Origin of the sequence: Salmonirosea aquatica (assembly GCF_009296315.1) — a bacterium.
Taxonomy (GTDB): domain Bacteria; phylum Bacteroidota; class Bacteroidia; order Cytophagales; family Spirosomataceae; genus Salmonirosea; species Salmonirosea aquatica.
This window is the reverse complement of record NZ_WHLY01000002.1, coordinates 1,293,056-1,313,351: the sequence shown is the minus strand read 5'-3', so window position 1 is coordinate 1,313,351 and position 20,296 is coordinate 1,293,056. Positions and strand designations below refer to the sequence as shown.

At 52.8% G+C, this 20,296-nt stretch carries 13 protein-coding genes; 5 read left to right on the top strand and 8 right to left on the bottom strand.

The annotated features are described in order from the left end of the window. Positions 1–7: 7 nt before the first annotated feature. From GBK04_RS06590 to GBK04_RS06575, 4 genes are all read right to left on the bottom strand, one after another. Positions 8–1,024, bottom strand: coding sequence for a family 43 glycosylhydrolase (locus GBK04_RS06590; RefSeq protein WP_152757971.1), 1,017 nt, complete (start codon positions 1,022–1,024; stop codon positions 8–10). Positions 1,025–1,104: 80 nt separating this feature from the next. Further along, positions 1,105–2,718: a RagB/SusD family nutrient uptake outer membrane protein gene (locus GBK04_RS06585; RefSeq protein ID WP_373330766.1), complete on the bottom strand. Its 1,614-nt coding sequence runs from the start codon at positions 2,716–2,718 to the stop codon at positions 1,105–1,107. 17 nt (positions 2,719–2,735) lie between these two features. After that, on the bottom strand, positions 2,736–6,050 hold the full coding sequence (locus GBK04_RS06580; RefSeq protein WP_152757967.1) for a TonB-dependent receptor: 3,315 nt from the start codon (positions 6,048–6,050) through the stop codon (positions 2,736–2,738). A gap of 237 nt (positions 6,051–6,287) precedes the next feature. After that, a complete protein-coding gene (locus GBK04_RS06575; protein WP_152757965.1) occupies positions 6,288–7,328 on the bottom strand; it encodes a FecR family protein in 1,041 nt (346 codons plus the stop codon). A gap of 138 nt (positions 7,329–7,466) precedes the next feature. Here GBK04_RS06575 and GBK04_RS06570 point away from each other — a divergent pair, with 138 nt between their 5' ends. From GBK04_RS06570 to GBK04_RS30375, 3 genes are all read left to right on the top strand, one after another. Further along, positions 7,467–8,057 (top strand): RNA polymerase sigma-70 factor, encoded by a 591-nt coding sequence (locus GBK04_RS06570; protein ID WP_152757964.1) that lies wholly within the window; start codon positions 7,467–7,469, stop codon positions 8,055–8,057. A gap of 159 nt (positions 8,058–8,216) precedes the next feature. Then, complete coding sequence (locus tag GBK04_RS30380) at positions 8,217–9,047, top strand: PQQ-dependent sugar dehydrogenase (RefSeq protein ID WP_373330765.1); 831 nt, start codon at positions 8,217–8,219, stop codon at positions 9,045–9,047. After that, a complete protein-coding gene (locus GBK04_RS30375; protein WP_373331442.1) occupies positions 8,936–9,463 on the top strand; it encodes a PQQ-dependent sugar dehydrogenase in 528 nt (175 codons plus the stop codon). Before GBK04_RS30380 ends, GBK04_RS30375 begins: the two co-directional genes overlap by 112 nt. 271 nt (positions 9,464–9,734) lie before the next feature. On the opposite strand, the gene GBK04_RS06560 is transcribed toward GBK04_RS30375, so the two are convergent. The 4 genes from GBK04_RS06560 to GBK04_RS06545 form a co-directional block, all read right to left on the bottom strand. Beyond that, positions 9,735–11,273 carry a RagB/SusD family nutrient uptake outer membrane protein gene (locus GBK04_RS06560; RefSeq protein WP_373330764.1) on the bottom strand — a complete coding sequence of 513 codons (1,539 nt, stop codon included), beginning with the start codon at positions 11,271–11,273 and terminating at the stop codon, positions 9,735–9,737. A 70-nt stretch (positions 11,274–11,343) separates the two neighbouring features. Then, the gene (locus GBK04_RS06555) at positions 11,344–14,682 is read right to left on the bottom strand and encodes a SusC/RagA family TonB-linked outer membrane protein (protein ID WP_152757960.1); all 3,339 of its coding nucleotides are present in this window, start codon (positions 14,680–14,682) and stop codon (positions 11,344–11,346) included. Between the two features lie 167 nt (positions 14,683–14,849). Further along, a complete protein-coding gene (locus tag GBK04_RS06550; protein WP_152757958.1) occupies positions 14,850–15,728 on the bottom strand; it encodes a hypothetical protein in 879 nt (292 codons plus the stop codon). 4 nt (positions 15,729–15,732) lie between these two features. Continuing rightward, entirely contained in the window at positions 15,733–17,010 is a 1,278-nt protein-coding gene (locus tag GBK04_RS06545; protein ID WP_152757956.1) for a YdcF family protein, read from the bottom strand. A 321-nt stretch (positions 17,011–17,331) separates the two neighbouring features. On the opposite strand from GBK04_RS06545, the gene GBK04_RS06540 reads away from it, so the two are divergent. Together GBK04_RS06540 and GBK04_RS06535 are read left to right on the top strand one after the other, a co-directional pair. Continuing rightward, complete coding sequence (locus GBK04_RS06540) at positions 17,332–18,603, top strand: hypothetical protein (RefSeq protein ID WP_152757954.1); 1,272 nt, start codon at positions 17,332–17,334, stop codon at positions 18,601–18,603. Positions 18,604–19,238: 635 nt separating this feature from the next. After that, positions 19,239–20,255: a hypothetical protein gene (locus GBK04_RS06535; protein ID WP_152757952.1), complete on the top strand. Its 1,017-nt coding sequence runs from the start codon at positions 19,239–19,241 to the stop codon at positions 20,253–20,255. Positions 20,256–20,296 lie beyond the last annotated feature (41 nt).

Here is a 20,296-nt window from a genome sequence, read left to right as displayed (position 1 = left end):
AAATGGTCTATTCCGGCTGATACCGGAATTTTTGTAGAAACAGCGCGGCGAACGGCTCGTTATCTTTTTTCTTCGTGAGCCGATGGCTGATGCCCCAGTAGGGCGGCTGCATTGAGGTGTTATTCTGAAAATTGTCACTGCGGTACATTCCGGGGGCTGACGGACAGTTTTCGGCTTTATCCTGCATCTCGAAATGAACGCCGTCGGCGGCAAAATAAATGGCCTTGGGTCCCGAGGCCGTCGCCATGGAGGCGACGCCCCCATTCAGCGGCCACACCAGTACTTCATGCCCGGCATGCAGGGCACCATACTGTTTCTGCTTTTTGTAGGGTCCGGTAGGTTTGTCGGCAATCGCCAAACCCATTTTCGTATCACCCGTGGATTTGTTCTGCGACCTACCCTTGTAGTACAACCAGTACTTTCCGTCCCGGACAATCAGGCTCGCATCGTCTACCCGAAAGCTGTCGAAATAGTCTGGCTCACTGGCTTCTGGTTTCAGAATCGGGTTCTTTTTGAATTTTTTCCACGGGCCCTCGGGCCGGTCGGCTACGGCTACCCCGATGGCGGTCGGTGTAATTCCCTTGGTGTAGGGTACATCGAAAGGCTCGGGTACCGCCGTATAAAACAGATAGTACTTTCCATCGGCAACCAGGATGTTGGGCGTGAAAACCCCGTGACTGTCCCACGACTTCCCTTGACCAGTTTCCAGGCAGACGCCCTCTTCCTGCCAGTTTTCACCATCCGGCGAGGTGGCATAGGCGATTACGCCTGGATAGCCGGAAGGGTACCCCTCCTGACTCTCAAGTACTTTGGTGTACCAGAGGTAGTACAGGCCACCTACTTTAATGACATCGCTCGGATCACGGCGAGTTATGCCAGTTTCGGGGCCAAGGGCGGTCGAGTAGGTGAATTGACTAGCCGGGCGGAGCGTAGTTTTCTTGGAAACACCCTGTTGAAAGGTGGGTGAAAAAGCCAAACTACCGGTTAGGAGGATACTCAGCACAGCCACATTGACAAATCTCATGGTATCAGTTCGATAAAATTCTACTTATATAGCTGCTAGGAGAGACGCCGAACCCGGGCATCTCCCATGAACCAGACCCATCAATTATAGCCCGGATTCTGCTCGAGCGTGCCTTCAATGTTGGCATCGATGGCCGTTTGGGGAATGGGAAACAATTCGTGTTTTTCTTCAATGCTGGAACTACTCCGGGGATTGTACTTGCGCACGCGCTCCACGAGTTTGCCCACGCGGGTCAGGGTACGGCGGCGTACTTCTTCGGTGGTCAGCTCCCGGGCGCGCTCGTCCAGAATGTAGTCGATCGACATCTGAGCGGGTGTGGCGGGTTTGGCCTTGGCGCGCGCCCGAACTACGTTCACATCGGCCGCAGCGCTGGTCATATCGCCTTTGCGGATGTAAGCTTCGGCCCGCAGCAGGTAGGTCTCGGCTAGCCGGTACACATACTTGTCTTTTACCGTTTGCCCGGTATTACGTCCCAGCACGGGTTCTCCCTCTACTTTCCTTAGCATCGGACCCACATGCTGCATCGTATCGAGTCCGGGAAAATACGTTACCTTCTTGCCAAAATAGGGCGAAGTGGGCAGATTGTAATACCAATCACGCCGGATGTTATAGGGCGAATTACGCATGTCTTTAGAGTCCTCTTTCCAGATATCGTAGAAAAGATAATTAGTGCCCCGCAGCCAGCCTACCCCACGGCCGAGGCTATCGGCCACGACCATCGCCGTGGTACCATTGGGCGCTTTGGCCGCACTGTAAAAAGAGCCCCACCCGCGCAGGTCCATATTCCCCAGATTACCTGACGAAGAAGCCAGTCCACCCGGAGTTTGAAACTCATACTGCAAAGCCCAGATGGTCTCCGTGTTGCCGCTGCTGGGGTTCTGATTGCCATCCCGGAATAAGTCAGAATAGACATCACCGGGTTCGCTGGCTTTGCTACCGAAACGGGCGTTCATCAGTTTGTACTTGCCGGAATTGATCACAGCCGAAGCGCTGGCAATCGCCTTGTCGTACTGCCCCAGGCTCATGTATACTTCGGATAACAAATGGTCGGCGGCGGCTTTGACAATGCGGCCGGGTTGGGTGGTCGTTTCGGGCAGCCATTGCGAAGCAAATTCCAGATCCTGCCGCACGAACTCGTACACTTCCTGCTGGCTGGCCCGCACAAAATCGAACTTGGGTTGGTCATAAATCCGGTCCACAATCGGTACCCCGCCGTAGGTATTGGCCAGGCCGTTGTAGGTATAGGCCCGCAAAAAACGCGCTTCGGCCACGATGGCATTCTTCTCCGCCTCATTGGCCCATTTTGCGGCCGGACGATCGGCGTAATCAATCACCGTATTGGCCCGGGGAATCATGGTTGTGTACTCAAAATTCCAAAAATAGGCGGCCGTGCTTGATCCCGGAGTGAGGGTGGTTTCATAGTTTTTGAAGGTCTGAAGGGTTTCATCACCCGTGGTGCACACATCGGTGCCCAGCTGGAGTATATAGATTCCCGTAGCATTGCCTCGGTTGAATTCGTCGCGTACGGCTTGGTGGATGGCCGCAATGGCACTTTCAAAGCCCGCCTTATTGACCAGCGCGACCTCGGGGTTCAGGAAAGCCAGGGGTTTTTCTTCCAGAAAATTATCCTTGCAGGACGTACCTAACAAGATAAGCGTGGTACAGATAATTGCTTTATATAGTATCGTTTTCATTTTCATTGATTTTTTGTTTAAAAACTGAGGTTCACGCCAAGGACAATCGAGCGGGGCGTAGGAAAGCCCACCCGGTCGGCCGATCCGCTCACATCGGAAGCGTATCCACTTTCGGGGTCCCAACCCGTCCAGTTGGTGAACGTAGCCAGATTTTTGCTGCTCAGGTACACCCGGGCCGATGCCATTTTGTACCGGCTCAGAAGATCATTCTTGAAAGTGTAGGATAAGGACACGTCCTGGATACGGACAAAATCACGACTTTCGTAGAAACCCAGCCCCAGCGGATTGGTAAATACCAGCGAGGGCCGCGTGTTGGATTTGTTCTCGGCGGTCCACCAGCCCACGTCGGCAAAATTCAGCGAGCGACCGGTGAATATTTTGGACGGATCGAGGAAAAAGCTGTTGTTCTTCTGCCAGCCCAGCAGTGAATTCACAAAAACCGACAGGGAGAAACCATTGTAGTTGAACGTGTTCGTAAACCCCCAGCGGTACTTAGGCTGGCTTTGGCCCACCACCTGACGGTCGCTGGCGTTGAAAATACCATCCCCGTTCAGGTCTTTTACCCGCACGAAACCGGGTTTGTATCCTTTGGGTAGTTCATCTCCTTCCTGGTAAATACCATCCCGGACATAATCGTACAAAACACCCAGCGGCTCGCCGATAAACCAGCGGTTGCTGATGTCGTTGTCTTCCACGCCATCGCCGTCGGCATCATTGCCGTAAAGTTTCACAATTCGGTTGCGGTTGGTCGAGAAAACGATATCGCTGGTCCAGCTGAATTGCGCTCCCTTCACATTGACGGTATTCAGTGTTATTTCAAGCCCTTTGTTATTAGTCGCTCCGACGTTGGTTCTTATTTTGGAGAATCCGGTCATAACCGGGATAGAGCGGTCCAGCAGCAGATCGCGCGTGTCGAGATTATATACTTCGACTGTACCGCCAATTCTACCCTTAAGCACACTGAAATCCACCGCCAGGTTGGCGGCCGTAGTTTTTTCCCATTTCAGATTGGAGTTGGGAATCGTGGAAAGGTAAATGCCCGTGGTCGTGGGGCCGCCGTCACCGTACACATAGCGGGTACTTTCCATCTGACTTAACGATGAATAGGGCGATACCGCCTGATTTCCCACCAGGCCGTAGGAAATCCTGAATTTGAGCATATCCATCCAGGAGACACTCTGGAAAAAAGATTCGTCGGAAGCGATCCAGGCCAGGGCCGCGGAAGGAAAAACGCCGTACTTATTATTCTTGCCAAACACGGAGGTACCATCCCGTCGGGCGGTGAAAGTTAGCAGGTAGCGTTCCATGAACCGGTAGTTGATGCGGGCCATGGACGAAATTCCGGCCTGTTTATAGGCATCCGTATTGGAAGTCTGTACCTCGGCTAGGCTCAGGTTATTCCAGCCTAGTACATCATTGAAAAAATTGCTGCCCGATGCCTGGGTAGAGTTAAAATTGAAGGCATTGGCTCCGTACAGCAGCGTGACATCCAGGTTGTGCTTATCGCCAAAGTGTGTGTTGTAGGTCAGAATGTTCTCCACCACCCAGTCGAAATTCTCCTCGTTGTACTTGCTGCCACTGCCCAGCCGGTTGATGCTGTTTTTTACATAAACCGGGGAGAAATTGTAATTGTGCGCCCAGCGGAAGTTTGGGGAGTAGTTGAGCCGGTACTTCAGGCCTTCGATGGGTAGATTGACGATGGCATAAAAATTCGCAAAAAGGTTATTGTAAATCGATTCGTTCTGGTTGGTCAGCGCATTGAATTTAGGGTGCAGAATCAGGTTGTCGGTCTGGGGATAGGGGATGGGGTCCGTTTTGGCTTCGTCAAAGTACAGCGTGGCGTACGGACTCAACTGCGCGGCCGAGGAAGTACTTGCCTCGATTCCACTTAGGTCCCGCTGGCTGAACTGCGATGTGATGCCGACATTCAGCCAAGATGTGATCTTGGTGTCGACATTGGACCGAAGGGTTATCCGCTTGGCCCGATCGCCAAAGATCAAGCCTTTTTCGTCGGTATAGCCCGCCGAAAGGTAGTAGGATGACCGCTCTGAGCGGGCTCCGATACTCAACTCGTAAGACTGGATAGTCGCCTTTTGCGTGATCTCATCCCAGGGATCGATGGTAGTTCCGTTACGGTAGTTCTCAAGCTCTAGCGGCTGGAGGTAGTTTTCAATATCCGCCGGATTGGACACTTGATCATTCTGAGTGCGGTAATCGAGAAATTTCTTGATGTAACGTTCCGGCGTCAGCAGCTGGATTTTATGGGCGAAAGATTGCACGCCATAATACGTATTGAATCGGATCGTCGGCTTTTCGGTTTTGCCCTGTTTGGTCGTGACCAGAATCACGCCATTGGCCGCCCGCGACCCATAGATGGCCGAGGCGCTGGCGTCCTTAAGTACCTCCACCGACTCGATGTCGTTGGGACTGATATCCGCCAGACTTCCGTTGAAAAAAGCGCCGTCGACTACGATCAGCGGATTATTGCTGGCCGTGATGGAACGGAGGCCCCGGATGTAAATGCTCCCACCCTGTCCGGGACGGCCGTTATCGGTAAACTGCACGCCGGCGATGGTACCCCGGAGGGCCTGAGTCACGTTGGTATTGGGCAGGGTTTCGGTGCGCTTAAGATCTACCTTGGCCACCGAACCTGTCACATTTCGTTTGGATTGGGTACCATACCCTACCACCACGACTTCTTCCAGGGCTTTGGTATCGGGCGATAGGCTCACCCGGAAAGTAGTTTGACTACCCACTACAATTTCCCTGGCTAAATAGCCTACGTAGCTGAATACCAGGGTAGCTTCGCCCGAGGGTACGTCAAGCCTGAAATTTCCGTTCTGGTCCGTGGTAGTACCCCGGCTGGTATTTTTTACCAGAATACTCACCCCGGGAAGCGCTTCACCGGATTTTTCATCGACGACATTTCCCGTCAAAGTAATGTCCTCGGGGGCTGTCACAATGCCAAACGTGGCGTCATCTTCCTCCGCCGGTACTTTCAAAGACGCTGTCTTACGGCGTCTGAGCACAATTTGCCGGTTGGTGATTGAATATTCGATTTGTAACGGATGGAGCACCCGGTTCAGAATAGAAGCCAGGGCTTCCTGATTGGCCACAATCTGTACGGACTCCTTTACCGGAATGAGGCTCCGGCTGTAAGCAAACCGGATATTGGCCTTGGCTTCAATTTCAGTCAATACCTGTTGCAGGGGGACGTTTTCGGCCCGAATACTAATCTGCTGCTGCAGAATATCCTGCCCGGCGCTATCGCGGGAATAAGCGGCCGCGGTGATGAGGCCCAGGAGCAGGATTTGTTGAAATGATAATCGCATAAGTAGGTGCCAACACGATTGCTTGTTCCTTAGAAATAATTGCATAGCTTTGGGTTTGGTAAATTTTGATAAAAGGAGTCTTCCATCACCGCTGGGTGACGTTCGTAAGGGGGAGGCTTCGATCCAATCAGGAGTGGCGCAATCACTCCTGATTTTTCTTAAGAAGCAGTCCCGGTCGTAAGGTTGGGTTTGGGCATAGGCAATGTTTTGTTAGTTTATCAGATATTTCTTCAGTACTTATTCAGGACAACCTGCTCCCGTCAGAATAATGGTATTCCCCTGCATTTCGTAGGTAGCTTCTACCATCAGGGTGGTCATATCCAGGATTTCGGGTAGGCGCTGCTGGTCAAAAACAGCTTTAATCCGACAGTTGGCCAATCTGGGATTGGCCAGGGTAATCTTCAAATCAAACTTTTTTTCGAGCCGGCTGACGACCTCTCCCAATGTGGCATCCTGAAAAGTGAGAGATACGGGCTGCCAGGAGGCAACCTTTCCAGCACTGGCGGGTAACTCTTTCTGGGCTAACTGGCCACTCGTGGCGTCGATGATCGCTTGCTGACGGGGCAATAGCTGTACTGATTGCCGGCGCCCACTCGGATCGGGCGCGGAGACGGATACTTTGCCCGTCACGACCGACACTTCGTATTGTTGATCGATCGGATTGGCTTTAACATTGAAGCTTGTTCCCAAAACCGTAGTCAGCATTTTGCCACTGCTTACCCGGAAGGGACGCGATGGGTTAGGAGTCACCTCAAAAAAGGCTTCTCCCTCCAGCGATACATCCCGAAAATCGGATTGAAATAGTTTGGCATACCGGATGGAAGCCCCCGGATTCAGCCATATTTCGCTACCATCGGGTAGGGAATGACGTACGATTCTATTGAGCGTGTTTTCGATCCGGACAGTTTCAGGGGCAGACACCCCGACGGTCGTCATCCTTTCGTCATCCTGAGTATTTTGCCAGTACCGGTACCCACCCAGCACGCCCAGCAGTAGCAATACGGCGGCGGCGATCCGCGAGAAATTCGGCCACAGGGGTAAGGTTTTCGATTTGGCCGGAGTGTAGGTGTGCCCGGCCGGATTGTCCATGTGATCCCGCAGGGCGGCCCTCACGCGTGCCCATTGCTTCGGTTGGTCGAACACCTTTTCGTCGGCAGGCAGGCTTCCCTCTTCGTCCAGAGAGGCGTACCATTTTTCTACCAGATATACCTCTTCCGCCGTGCACCTGCCTGCCAGGTACTTGTCCAATAGTTCGTACGAAACGGGATTCTTGCTCATAGGGAATTTATGGATACCTTGGTAAAAAAACGAGGGTTATAGGGGTAAGACGCCGCAGGGACGGGGTACCCTAGTGGGTTTTGACTTTTTTTTTGAAATTATAGTATTATTGGCATAGGGGTTCCTTTCCAGCTTAAGGTGAATGTAAACTATCGACATATAGAGGATAAAATCCTTTGGAACCTCGTAGGTTCGGAGGATGACTCTTTGGCTTTTGGGGAGCTGCACCGGCGCTACGCGGCCAAAATGTACACCCTGGCCCGTCGTAAACTGGACGATCAGGCGGCGGCTGAAGATCTGGTGCAGGAACTGTTCGTTTCGTTCTGGCTGAAGCGAAAGGAAATCCGGATTGAAAAGGATATCGACGTATATCTGTTCACATCGCTCAGGAACCGGATTATTTCGAGCTTGCGGAAAAAGCTGTACGAAAAGTCGGTTTCGCTCCATGATATTCCAGACCAAACGTTGGCTTCCCATTCGGCTAACCCCGTGCAGGAGGAGATTCTGCTCAGTGAGCTTCAGGTGGCTTATGACCGCGAACTTGGCAAGCTACCCGAAAAAAGCCGCCGGGTGTTCCAGTTGAGCCGCAGCGGCCTTACTAACCGCGAAACCGCCGAACTGTTGGAGATCACGGAAAAGACCGTTGAATTTCATATCAGCAAAGCGTTGCGTATTCTCCGGGAGAAATTGAACTACCTCGCGCTGATCGTGGCCCTTCTATCGTCTTAGGGTAGGTGTGCTTGTTAGCCATTCACTGTTTCCCTTTGGTTATCAGTCATTTGAAATTACATGAGGTACCCCTTAGCACGAAATGCGCCCCGAACTGTACTGCTAAGGAGCTTTACCTTCTTAGGGATTAATAGTCAGATTTCAACCCTTTCCACCCTGATGAACAAAAGCAGTTTATACCTCAGGATTTTTCCGATACCTAAATCCGGGCGGATGGGCGGCCCGCTGCGTCTGCTGGGTACCTGTATGCTGATGGGTCTGATGTCAATGACCCTTCCCCAGGCCATGAGGCCCGCTGGAGGGGACCATGCTTCGGGAAAGACCAAGGAATGGAAACTGATCAATGCCTTTCCGAATCTGACCTTTGAACGACCCGTAGAATTTACCCACGCGGGGGATGGCAGTAATCGGCTGTTTGTCCTTGAACAGGAAGGCCGAATCAGGGTGTTCGCGAACGATCCCGGTGTACAATCCGCCCCGGTTTACCTGGACATTAAACATAAGGTTTCCTCCGAAGGAGAAATGGGCTTGCTGGGACTGGCCTTCCATCCCCAATTCAGGCAAAATGGCTATTTCTACGTGTACTATACCAAGCGCAATCCGCTCGAATCGGTATTGGCAAGGTACCAGGTTGCTTCCCCAGGACAGGCTGTGGCCGACCCCGCCACTGAAACCGTACTCCTACGCTTTGCACAGCCTTATGACAACCACAACGGGGGTAAAATTGCGTTTGGTCCCGAAGGGTACCTGTACATCTCGACTGGTGACGGGGGTGCTTGGGGCGATCCGCATCAGAACGCCCAGAACCGGGCCTCCCCTCCTGGTTGGGAAAACTGCTCCGCATCGACGTCGACGGCACCCAAAAAGGTACCTACGGCATTCCCTCGGATAATCCCTGGGCGGGAAATGCCGAGATGGTACTGGAGGAGGTATTCGCGTACGGCCTTCGCAACCCCTGGCGGTTCAGCTTTGACCGGCAGACTGGCCTGATCTGGGCGGGGGATGTGGGTCAGAATGAATTTGAAGAAGTGAATGTCATTACCCGGGAAGGCAACTATGGCTGGCGACTGAAAGAAGGCAACCGCTGTTACAACCCCCGGAACGATTGCGATCCGGGGAATCTGATTGCTCCGGTTCATACCTACCCCCGGCAGGACGGGGTATCCATTACCGGAGGGGTGGTTTACCGCGGAAACCGGTATCCTTCCCTACAGGGAAGCTACCTGTATGCTGATTACGGGAGTGGAAAGGTGTGGGCGTTGGTGACAGAAAAGGGACAGGAAACAGCGAATCAATTACTGGTAGATGGGGCGGGAAATATCAGTGCGTTTGGGGAAGATGCAGCCGGAGAAGTCTACCTGCTGGATCATCAGGGTACCATCAAGCAGTTTCTTCCCGCAAACTGAATAGGCGTAATTTCTGGTTTGCCAATATCCAGAAGCTTTTCTTTTAGGGATGGGAATCAAGTCTACAGAAATAAAAAAGAAGCTGTTCGAGTTAAGTTTTCTATACAAAATGAATGGCTTTCGTCAGGACAAGGTACCAAACCCGGGACCGAGGGGTACCTTAGCATAGGTTTGGCGGAAAAGCGTAATTTTAAATAAGATCAAGATTAACTCGAACAGCTTCTAAAAAGCGCGAGCCAGACTTATGGCCGGGCTCAAAACCTTTCGGAAATCAGTACCCCGGGTTCTGGTACATGGCTTCGGGATTGAGTTTAAACTCATCGAACGGAATAGGGTAATAGCGATCCTTGGCGCTGAAATTCGACAGTTTGGCGAGTCCGTAATCGTCCTGACTTTTGGCCCGGAAATAACTTACCAGTTCGTCGGTTGTGAAGAAACGGAGCAGGTCGTACCAGCGCTGGTTTTCGAAGGCCAGCTCTACCCGGCGCTCGTGCAGAATAGCCAGTTTCAGGGTGGGGTACCTGGCTGCGTAGGCAGGGTCGCTTTTGGCGGTACCATACAGGGGTAGTCCGGCCCGCTCGCGTACCTGGTCGAGGTACCCAATGGCCGCAGCCTCGTCGCCCAGGTACAGGTTTACTTCGGCCAGCATCAGGATCACGTCGGCGTAGCGCAGCAGAATCCAATCGTTGCCACCGTACCCGTTGGTCGTAGCCGCAGCGCTATTGTCCCGGAATTTGGTGATGAAATAATCCTTGACGATGGGATCATTGGCGTACTTGATGGAGAAATCCTTCCGCTTGTCTCCTTCTTCGAAGGCTTTTACCAGGTCGGGTTTCACGTTGGTTCCCGAACCACTGGATGTAAAAAGCGAATTGATCGTTTCGCCTTTCGCCTGGTTGTTGCGGGCGATGGACGAAGAGTAGTTGATATCGCCCTGTTTGTTCACAATCTGAAAAATCAGCTCGGGATTGGTGGTCTTCTTGCTCACATCGAACACATCGGCGTAAGGAATTTCCGACAACTTTCCGAAGGTACGCATGCCGTAGGCCGCCATCAGGTAAGTCTTAGCCTGATTTAGGTTCGTAGAGCGGTTAGCCGCATCGAGGGTGGTGGCCATGGTCAGGTACACCTTTCCCAAGAGTGCGTTTCCGGCGGCTTTAGATACCCGGCCCCTATTGGCGGCGTTCTGCTGATTGGGTAGCGGACTGGCTACTACGTCCTTCAGGTCGGCCACGATTTGCTGGTATACGACCTCCTGCTTCTCACGGAAGGTACTGGCCCGCACTTCGTCGGCAGTCGTGAGCGGCCTGGTCACCAGAGGTACATCGCCCCATTTTCGTACCAGCTCGAAGTAGATCAGCGCCCGCAGGAACTTCGCTTCGGCTTGGTACTGCTCTTTCAGGTTGTTATCCGAAAACGTCACTTTCTCAATTCCCTCAAGTACCTGATTGCTGCGCGATATAGTCTGGTACAAGCCCAGCCAATGGCTTTTCAGGTAGGTGTTGCTGGGTAGCAGTGAGAAATCGTTGAACTGGAACGGCTCGCCGGCATTGGATTGGTTGTCGTTGCGGCCGGCATTGTCCGAACGTTCCTCGTTGAAAAGTCCACTGGTTTCGCCAACGCTATTGCCGCTGCGCAATGATTGGTAGATCCCATTGACGGCCAGCTGCACGTCGTTCTCGGTACGGTAATAGGTGGATGATGCCACGGCATTCGGATCCTGTAGGTTGATGAAATCGGTCGAACAGGAGGCGAGTAATGTCAGGGCGAAAGCAACCGCTGTATGGCGAAAAATATGTATTTTGTTCATTGTCTTCATTGTTATAAAAAATTAATAGCGAATCATCTGGAAAGCTAAGAGCCAATCGCTAACGGCATCCTCAAAAAGTGACTTTTGCTCCGATGTTCCAGGCGCGGGCCAGGGGGTACTTGCCATAGTCCACACCCGGCGTCAGATTAGCCCCATCATTATAATCCACTTCGGGATTGTACCCCAGGTACTTCGTGAGCGTAAAGGCGTTGTCGGCGCTTACATACAGCCGCAGGTTGCTGATGGCGTTGCGGGTCAGACCCGCTATGTTGGGTACATTATAACCCAGCATCAGGTTGGTGCAGCGTAGAAACGAACCGTCCTGCAGGTAGAAGGTAGAAAGCCGCGTACTGTTGCTCTGGGTACCCCCGCGCGAAGCGCGGTATACGCTGCCATCGCCCGGCTCGGTTTCGGAACGGTAGCGGTTCACGACTTTCTGGTACTGGTTGCCCGAAGCTTCCATGTTGAAGAGGTAGTAGTCTTGTCCGTCGAGTACCTGGTTGCCGTACACGCCATTGAAGGAAGATGTGAAGTCGAAATTGCGGTAGCGCGCCGACAGCGAAAAGCCATAGGTGAATTTTGGATGCGGACTGCCGATGACCCGCTTATCGTTGTCGTCCACTATCCCGTCGCCATTGACATCTTCAAAGTACAGATCGCCGGGACGCAACGGGTTGGAGGAAGCCAAGGAGCGGGCCGGACCTTTGAGTACATAGCCTTCCGGAAACGACTTGGTAGCGGAGTTGTAGTTGGCATTGTCAATGGCGATATTCTCCATGTCCGCTTCGCGCACCATGCCTGCCACTTTGAATCCGTAGAACATACCGATGGGCTGGCCTTCCTGCGTGATGTGGGTCAGGTAGGAGCGCTCGGCTCCGTTGGTGATGATGGTACTCGCGCCGCCCATGTCCAACACTTTGTTGCGGTTCAGGGAAATATTACCACTGACGTTCAGGCTAAAATCCCGACTGGAAATGGCCCGGCCATCCACCTGGATGTCAAAACCCTTGTTCTCGACCTTGGAGTCACGCAAATTGGTCAGAATGGTAGAGGTACCGGAAATCGCCGAGATGGGTTGGTAAAATAACAGGTTGAACGAGCGGCTCAGGTAGTAATTGGCGATGATGGATAGCCGGTCGTTAAGTAATCCAATATCCGCGCCAAAGTTAAACTGCGAAGTGGATTCCCAGCCCAGGTCCAGATCCTTGATACCCTCGGCCCACAAGGCGGTGTTGACCGATCCATTGCCGAAGACAACGCCGCCCGGCGTGGCCATGGTTTGCAGGAAGTTGTAATTTCCGATGTTGTTGTTGCCGCTCAGTCCCCAGCTGGCGCGTAGCTTAAGGGTCGTCGATTTTCCGAAACGGTCGCCGTAGAAGGATTCGTTGGAAATGTTCCAGCCGGCGGATACCGAAGGGAAATTGCCCCAGCGGTTGTTGGGACCGAAGCGCGACGACCCGTCGGTTCGGAAGGAGGCCGTCAGGTAGTAGCGGTTGTCGTAGTTATACACCGCGCGGGCCAGGTAGGAAAGCAGTGACCACTCGGTTTTTCCGGTATTGTTGAGCATGGAAAAATTGGTGGCGTCGGCACCCTTGGCCGTTACCTCTTCGATCAGGTCATTTTGGAAGCCATTGGCCCGCACGGCCAGTACATCGCGCGTGTTTTTTTGGGCCGTATACCCGGCGAGCGCATCGAGGCTATGCAATCCGAACTGCTTCCGGTAATTGAGCGTGAACTCGGCCAGCTGGTCTACCTGCGTGAGCAGTTGTGACTCGGCAAAGGCCGCCGCCACGGCCTGCGGTGAGCCGGGGGGATTGGCCCCGCTGCTCAGGCTGGTCGGCTTGTAAAACTCGTATTTTTCCGTGTAGGTCTGCATTCCCAGATTGGCTTTGAAGGTTAGGTCGGGAATGATTTCGTAGGTGGCGAAGCCATTGTAGGTACCCCGCAGCCCCCGGCGGTTGATGTGGGTTTCGGTAGCCAAAGCCACAGGATTTTCGATCGACTGGAAACCGAAGCCGGAGCTGAGCGCGGCGGCCTCGTTCTTGGCCAGGGTACCGTCTTCGTTGTAGGCTTTAAAAATCGGCATGTAAATCAAAGCGCCCAGGATAGGTCCCTGGTTGAAGCGGCCTTCCTGAACCTCCCGGTTGGTGTTGGAGGTTACGGCGAGATTGGCACCCACTTTCAATTTGCTGGTCAGCTCCGCGTCCAGATTGGTCCGGAAATTGAGCCGTTGCTGGGCCGTGCTGAGAATAATTCCCGGCTGGTCGAGGTACCCCCCGCTGACGGCGTAGCGCACGCCGTTTTTACCCCCGGTAAACGAAAGGTTATGCCGCTGCACCAGCGCATTCTGGTACAGTTCGTCCTGCCAATCGGTGTCGTACTGCTGCGGCAGGGCCTTTTGGGTTGCAAAATCGTACAGACTGGTGGGAATACTTACCGAGCCCGCGCTCCCTATGTTTTTGATGCGGGTAGCGTTGTCGTCCGAATAGTTGGCATCCGTAAAAGGCTTGCCCGCGTTCACCATCAGGTCGCGGTAGGTACCATTGCGGGCGTCGATGAACAGTTGGGTGTATTCGGCGGAGTTCATCAGCTTCACTTTTTTACTCAGCTGATTCACGCCAAACTGATAGTCGTATTCCAACCGTCCCTTGCCCTCCTTGCCGCGCTTGGTGGTGATGAGCACCACGCCACCCGCCGCCCGCGAACCGTAGATGGCCGCCGAGGCGGCATCTTTCAGGATGTCGATCGACTCGATGTCGTTGGGGTTGATGAAAACGTCGTTTCCCGCCGGATAGCCGTCGATGACATAGAGGGGGTCCGAACTGGCGTTGACCGAACCTACCCCCCGTACCCGGATTTTGGTCGTATTGTAAGGCGCACCACTCACCTGTGAGATTTGTACCCCGGCTACCTTACCCACTAAGGCCTGGCCGATGGTAGGCGTGGTCAGGTTGAGTTCCTTGGCTTTCACGCTCGATACCGCCCCGGTCAGATCGCTTTTGCGCAGCGTCTGGTACCCTACGGCCACCACTTCGTTGAGCATCAGTGCATCCTGTACCAGAGTGACGTTGACCGTGGGCCGATCGGATACCGGAATTTCCTGGGCGATGAAACCCACAAAGGAAAACACCAGCGTAGCCCCGGGTTCGGTGTTCAGCGTATAGTTGCCTGTTTCGTTGGTAACGGTTCCCCGGCTGCTGCCTTTTTCCAGTACCGTCACGCCGATCAGCGGTTCGCCCGCCTCGTCCACCACCTGGCCCGACACCGAAATCAGGGCCTGAGGCACTGCGTTTTCTCGCCTGATGACGTCTTCCCCTCTTACCACCGTCGCCCCACCCGAAAACGTGAAGCCGATCGACAGCACTCCGGTCAGGAGGTAGGGTACCACGGATAATAGTTGTTTTCTCATACGACTCCTCTGTACTTAAAATTGAATAATTACAATAAAAAAATACATTTACACTTTATTGATCTCACCAGTAAAGTGATTCAATCAAAGCGCAAATGTATTTTTGGGCTGTTACCCTAATGCAGAGTAAAAATTAAGAAAATATGAAATTTAAGGGATAGGGATAATCAAGGCTTTACATGAATGAGGTGCACATTGTTCTTCCGGGAGGAGGTAACGGCAATTCCCGTTTGCCCCTTGCCGACCATCGCAAATCCTTCCAGTTCGTCGGCTTTGTCAAGATCATGCGTGCTGAGCAGGTGCGCGGTACCCTCGTTGAGTGATTTTTCAAGGTCCAGGTAGGTGAAGCGCCATTTCCGACCTTCGATCTGATTCTGGATCAGCACCAGCACCCTGTCTTTTGCTAGCCAGTGTAGATTCTGTACCCAGGGACCGCACGTGAATTTTTTGTAGAGTACCCCCGGCTCTGAGGTTTTGGTGGCGCTTTTGAGCTTTTCAGGATCATAGAGCCGTACCTCGTTCCGTTTGTCGCCGTAATCGGCGGTGGCCACGTACCATTTCCCCTTGTATTGCACGTACTCCGGACGGGTACCCTGGATGCAGGCGTCGTCTTCAATCGTGCGCAGTAGGTTGCCGTCCAGCGTTTTGCTGTTTTGCAGGCCCGGCCAGTCTACCTGGTAGATAACCGCTTTCCATAGGGTACCTTCGGGATTCAGCCGGATGCTGTTGCCCATGAATACGGGCTGGCCCGGCTGGTAGGCGATACCCGTCGGGTGGTTGATGACGTTTTTCCCATCCACAGTGAGGCGGTATTCTCTACCCGAATAAACCAGCGAATCAGGGCTCACGGAATATTCCCGGATTACGCCTACCTCCCTATCCCCGTATAGAAAGACCTTGTTGTCGATAAAACTCACGCCCTGACATGCCCCCAAAGAATCCACGGTGAGGGAACGGGTGACTTCCATTTTTCCTACCCCCGGCAACTCGTAGGTAAAGCACCAGAGCATACCGGCGGTGATAGTCGCCAGGATCAGATTTTTCATAGAGTTAAGGGTCTAGGGGTTCGTCGTGGTCGATCTGTAAAGAATTCAGAGAAGGAAAAAACTCCAAATCAGTATCGCTCAGCCGCTCCCCCAGGCGGTAGGGCAGGTACCCCAGTTCGCGGCGGCAGCGTTCGACAAAAGCGTGGGAGCCGATGCTCAGGCTTTGGGAGCGGGTAGTGGTGATCAGGCAGGGCTTGCCAATAGGCATGCCGTAGTGGAATAGCAGCCGGACGGTGTTGCGCAGGTTCGTTGTCGTATGTCGGGCGTGGGGCTCCAAGACGATTGCCTCCTCCGGCACGTGCAACACCTCCATAAGGTACCTTTTCATCTCAAACGCCTCACTGTATTTGGTTTTGAAAGGATGTACCCTTCCGCCCGACACGACCAGGAACGGGGCCAGGCCATCGAAGTACCGCAACGCCCCCAGGCGGCAGCGCAACATGCCGACCGGACTCAGCGCAACACTGGGGTCGGAAGGCCCGGAGCCGGGTACCAGGATAACGCTGTACTTAAATTTGTCCCAGGCAGCCAGGGAATCCAGGGCTCTGGCGTGCAGAAAAGCAGCCTTGTTCTCCGTAAACCGCATGGGCTCGTAGTCGGCGGCCTCGTCGCGGCCATTCACTTCCAGCCACCGCAGAGCGTATTGGAGGGAGGGGGAAAAGAACAGACTGGTATTGCCTTCTTGTCGGGTCAGTTCGGCCACGTCGTAGGCCAGGGTACCAAAACTGCGGGACTTGGTATTGAAAGCAATGGAGTCGATGGCCGGGTAGTTGGGTTTCATTCCCTCGGCGTACACTTCCAGGACGTGGTTGAGGCCCCGGGCTTCCAGTTCCCAGGCTTTGACCAGCAGTTCCCCGAGGGGCAGGGAGTCGTAGAGGATATAAGTACCCGAAGGAATAAGGTGGTCTTTTACCAGTTTTCCCAGGCCGTTGTCTGCTTTATAGAGCTGAGACAGCCGCCCGCTAACAAGTTTGATTTCATCCTCTGTGAATTTCATTGTACCCGTATAGCAACCCACGTCGCTGCCACATTCCTTCACCGCCCGACTGAGGTGGTCATTTTTCTGCTGATACAAACTGCGCAGGGCAGGATCGGCCAGCAGAATCCGTGATGCGTCCGGGCTTTCCAGCAAACTGAGGGCATAGAAATTCTTCAATTGAACAACTGACGGCCCGTAGATGGGTTCATAGGTGGCCAGGGGCCCGGGTTTCTGGGCAGACAGACCTAAGGACAGCGCTAGGAACAGCAGGCATATCGGCGTCGCTTTGAGGAATTGGCTCATCTGGTTATAGATTTTACGGAAGCAAAGGAAGATAGGGAGCGTTAAGCCAGGATTAACGCACCGTTAAATTTTTAACGATTCGACCGGAAAGCTATCTCCTGGCCAACTGCCTGCCCCCGGTAGGTACCTGGCTGTTTTGGAGATGGGTATTAGTTCTGTCTTGGACAGAACGATTTATCCAGCCGGAATGCCAGTTAGGACAGTCTAGTGCCCAATTGGTACGAGTCGTATTTCCCCGAAGACATTCCAAAGGGGAATTTTGAAGGGTCAAAAACAAAGTCAACTCCGCCGCAGCGGAATTTCCGTTCTTCAACCATGAACATGCTACGTTTACATCAGATTTTATTGCTGGGCTTGCTGGCCTGCACTCAGCCTGATGCAACCATCGAACCTGACACGCCCGATCCCAACATTCCATCGGGGGGCATCTCTACGGAAGTAGGCCAACCCAAGGGGAGCTCCTTTACCCGGATGGTCGGCCCGGCGGGAGGAGAAATTACCCTGCCGGGCAGCCCTGTAACGTTTACTTTTCCCGCCGGTGCCCTGGAAAAGGAAACGGCCATCACGGTACAACCCATCGAAAACAAAGCCCCGGGGGGAGTAGAATCCGGGTACCGGCTGTTGCCCGCCGACGCTACTTATAAGAAACCCATCACCGCCACCTGGAATTATAAGGACGAGGATATTATCGGTTCCACACCCGATGCGCTGGGCTTAGCCGTGCAGCAAGCCAATGGAACATGGCTGGGCTGGGCCATTACTCCTGACAAAGTAAAAAAACAGGCTATGGCATCCATCAGCCGGCCGCAGGACATCGCCTTTTTTGAACAGTTTTTTCTGCGTCCTGAAAACCCCCAAGTGTTACCTAATGAAAGCATACTGGTAAAACCCTACTATCTGAAAAATTTCAGTGGCGACCCTGAAGAAAAGTGGCTTGCGCTCACCAATCCAGAAGAATCGGGGCTTGCAAGTAACTGGAGGATCAACGGGGTACCTGTGCGTGAGCACGCTAATGCGGATTTGGGGCTCGCTGTAGAACATGACGATGGGCGGAATCTGGAGTACCTGGCTCCCCCCCACTCACCAGGGAGCACTGTAACCATCAGCACTCAGATCATGATTGCTGAAAAAACGCAATTGCTGCTCGTGACCAACTTAAGCATCTATGGTGGCAACACTTGTACCGTTAACGGCAATTCGGTAAATAACGCCTTTGTATCGCTGGCCAACGCCAATGGTACACTGGTTGGACTTGTTTCGGAGAAGGGAGCCGTTATTCCCGGAGCGGCATCGGTTGGCTTTACAATTGAAAATTTTTCGGGCAAAGGTACCTACGAGGTGAACGAAGCCAGTACAAATCCCGGCAAAAGTATTGGTATAAATGCATATGACGGGAGTAAAGCCTACGCTCACTTCTACCGCTCGGATAACAATCAATGGATGTCAGGTGGAGGGAAAATTACCATTACCGATTACATTCCAGGTAAACTTATTGCGGGATCGGTTTCTGGAACCCTGTTCTATACCCAGGGTGGTAAGCAGCAAGTCAAGTCCATCCAGAGTTCGGCTTATTTCCGTGCATGGATCAATTGATGTACTTTATAAACTTGGAATAAACTGAAATTCCCGGCTGGAAAATTTAGAGATCGGGTAGGTCAAATAGTGCCTGTGCTGACCTCCAAATCAGTATAGTTAATAAAATTGGTTCGATCTTACTTTGCGTGAGGGCTCCTTTTACTAATCCTTCTGCCCTTACGGGCAGCAGTGGGCTGACTCCAAAGTGGTCAAGCGGGCAATCGATGTTTGGCTCAAACGTATTCATACGGAGTTTACCCTCGGGTTAGTGCCCTGAATCACTGCAACTCATGGACTGCTTATCGTTTCATACGGTCCTATCTCTTTCACTCAATACTTTGTAGATCGATGAATTCGGAGCGGCTGGAGGTAGATACTCCAAATAAGCTTCATCAATGGCGTAATCTCCACATTGCAATCACCATCAGACATCCTATTTAGTAGCGCGACTGCGAACATCAGATAATATTCTCCAACCACCGTCCCGCCAAGTTTGCAGATCGATCATTACATATGAAAATACTGGTCAAACAGATCAACTTCCTTTTGTAACGATTGATGAATTGATTAAGCGGGTTCAAGAACAGCTTGTTTTAAAGAAAAGAACTAACGGTCCATCTTTAGGGCAATTAGCTTTTAAATCACTACTTTATATGAAACTACTATTCTTGCTTCGGTTGATTTTCAATGCTGTTTTTTTGTTAGCGGTACCCTGGCTAACGGTCAGCGTCGCTCAACCTACTGGGGAACATTCAGCCACAACTGACTCAGGGGCCCGACTGTTGCGTTTCGAGGCCAACCCTGCTATGGGTTTTCACTTTCCGTATTTTGTATTCGTCCCTGCCGGCACACCCCTCCATGACACCCGTTTCCTTCTCGTAGAACCAAATAATACAGGCGTCGTGAATGATACGCTGGCTGTTCATGAACGGGCCGCCTACTATGCCGCCCGAACAAGTTCGGTAGGTAACTACGTGGCCAAGGCCCTGCGTGTACCTCTGCTGGTACCCGTCTTTCCCCGGCCTTTCAGTGATTCGCTGACCTATACCCACGCCCTCGACCGGGATGCTGTGTTGATTGCACAGGGGCCATTGAAGCGGTTAGACCTGCAGTTACTGGCGATGATCGAAAATGCCCGCAGACAGTTGGATACCCTCGGTATTGTCATACACCAAAAGGTATGGTTGACGGGTTTTTCAGCTTCGGGAACATTCGTTAACCGCCTGACGATGATTCATCCCGACCGGATAGCTGCCACTGCTTGTGGCGGCATCAATGCTATGCCGATCCTGCCCCTCAATACTTTGCGCGGCAGGCCTCTAGCGTATCCGCTGGGACTGTATGATTTCAAGCAATGCTTTGGAAAGGACCCCGATCTAAAAATGTATCAGCAAGTTCCGCAATTTCTGTACATGGGCGAACTGGATGAAAACGACGCTGCGCTGTATGATGATGCGTATAGTGACGAAGAACGTGGCGTCATCTTCTCGGTCATTGGAAAGCCCATGTTTCCAGACCGCTGGGCTACCTGTGAAATAGCTTACCGGATGGGCGGGGCCACCGCCTGGTTCAAAACTTATTCTGGGATTGGGCATGGCACGGACGACAAAATCAATACTGAAGTAGCCCGGTTTTTCCAGACAGCTATGAATCCACCGGGTATCAAATGATGAGTCCCGGTAATTCTACAGACTAGGCTTCGGGTAAGTTC

Excerpts from the sequence above, each read along its gene's own strand:
- GBK04_RS06590 (WP_152757971.1), bottom strand. The coding sequence starts at position 1,024 with ATGAGATTTGTCAATGTGGCTGTGCTGAGTATCCTCCTAACCGGTAGT.
- GBK04_RS06585 (WP_373330766.1), bottom strand. The coding sequence starts at position 2,718 with ATGAAAACGATACTATATAAAGCAATTATCTGTACCACGCTTATCTTG.
- GBK04_RS06580 (WP_152757967.1), bottom strand. The coding sequence starts at position 6,050 with ATGCGATTATCATTTCAACAAATCCTGCTCCTGGGCCTCATCACCGCG.
- GBK04_RS06575 (WP_152757965.1), bottom strand. The coding sequence starts at position 7,328 with ATGAGCAAGAATCCCGTTTCGTACGAACTATTGGACAAGTACCTGGCA.
- GBK04_RS30380 (WP_373330765.1), top strand. The coding sequence starts at position 8,217 with ATGAACAAAAGCAGTTTATACCTCAGGATTTTTCCGATACCTAAATCC.
- GBK04_RS06560 (WP_373330764.1), bottom strand. The coding sequence starts at position 11,273 with ATGAACAAAATACATATTTTTCGCCATACAGCGGTTGCTTTCGCCCTG.
- GBK04_RS06555 (WP_152757960.1), bottom strand. The coding sequence starts at position 14,682 with ATGAGAAAACAACTATTATCCGTGGTACCCTACCTCCTGACCGGAGTG.
- GBK04_RS06550 (WP_152757958.1), bottom strand. The coding sequence starts at position 15,728 with ATGAAAAATCTGATCCTGGCGACTATCACCGCCGGTATGCTCTGGTGC.
- GBK04_RS06545 (WP_152757956.1), bottom strand. The coding sequence starts at position 17,010 with ATGAGCCAATTCCTCAAAGCGACGCCGATATGCCTGCTGTTCCTAGCG.
- GBK04_RS06540 (WP_152757954.1), top strand. The coding sequence starts at position 17,332 with ATGCTACGTTTACATCAGATTTTATTGCTGGGCTTGCTGGCCTGCACT.
- GBK04_RS06535 (WP_152757952.1), top strand. The coding sequence starts at position 19,239 with ATGAAACTACTATTCTTGCTTCGGTTGATTTTCAATGCTGTTTTTTTG.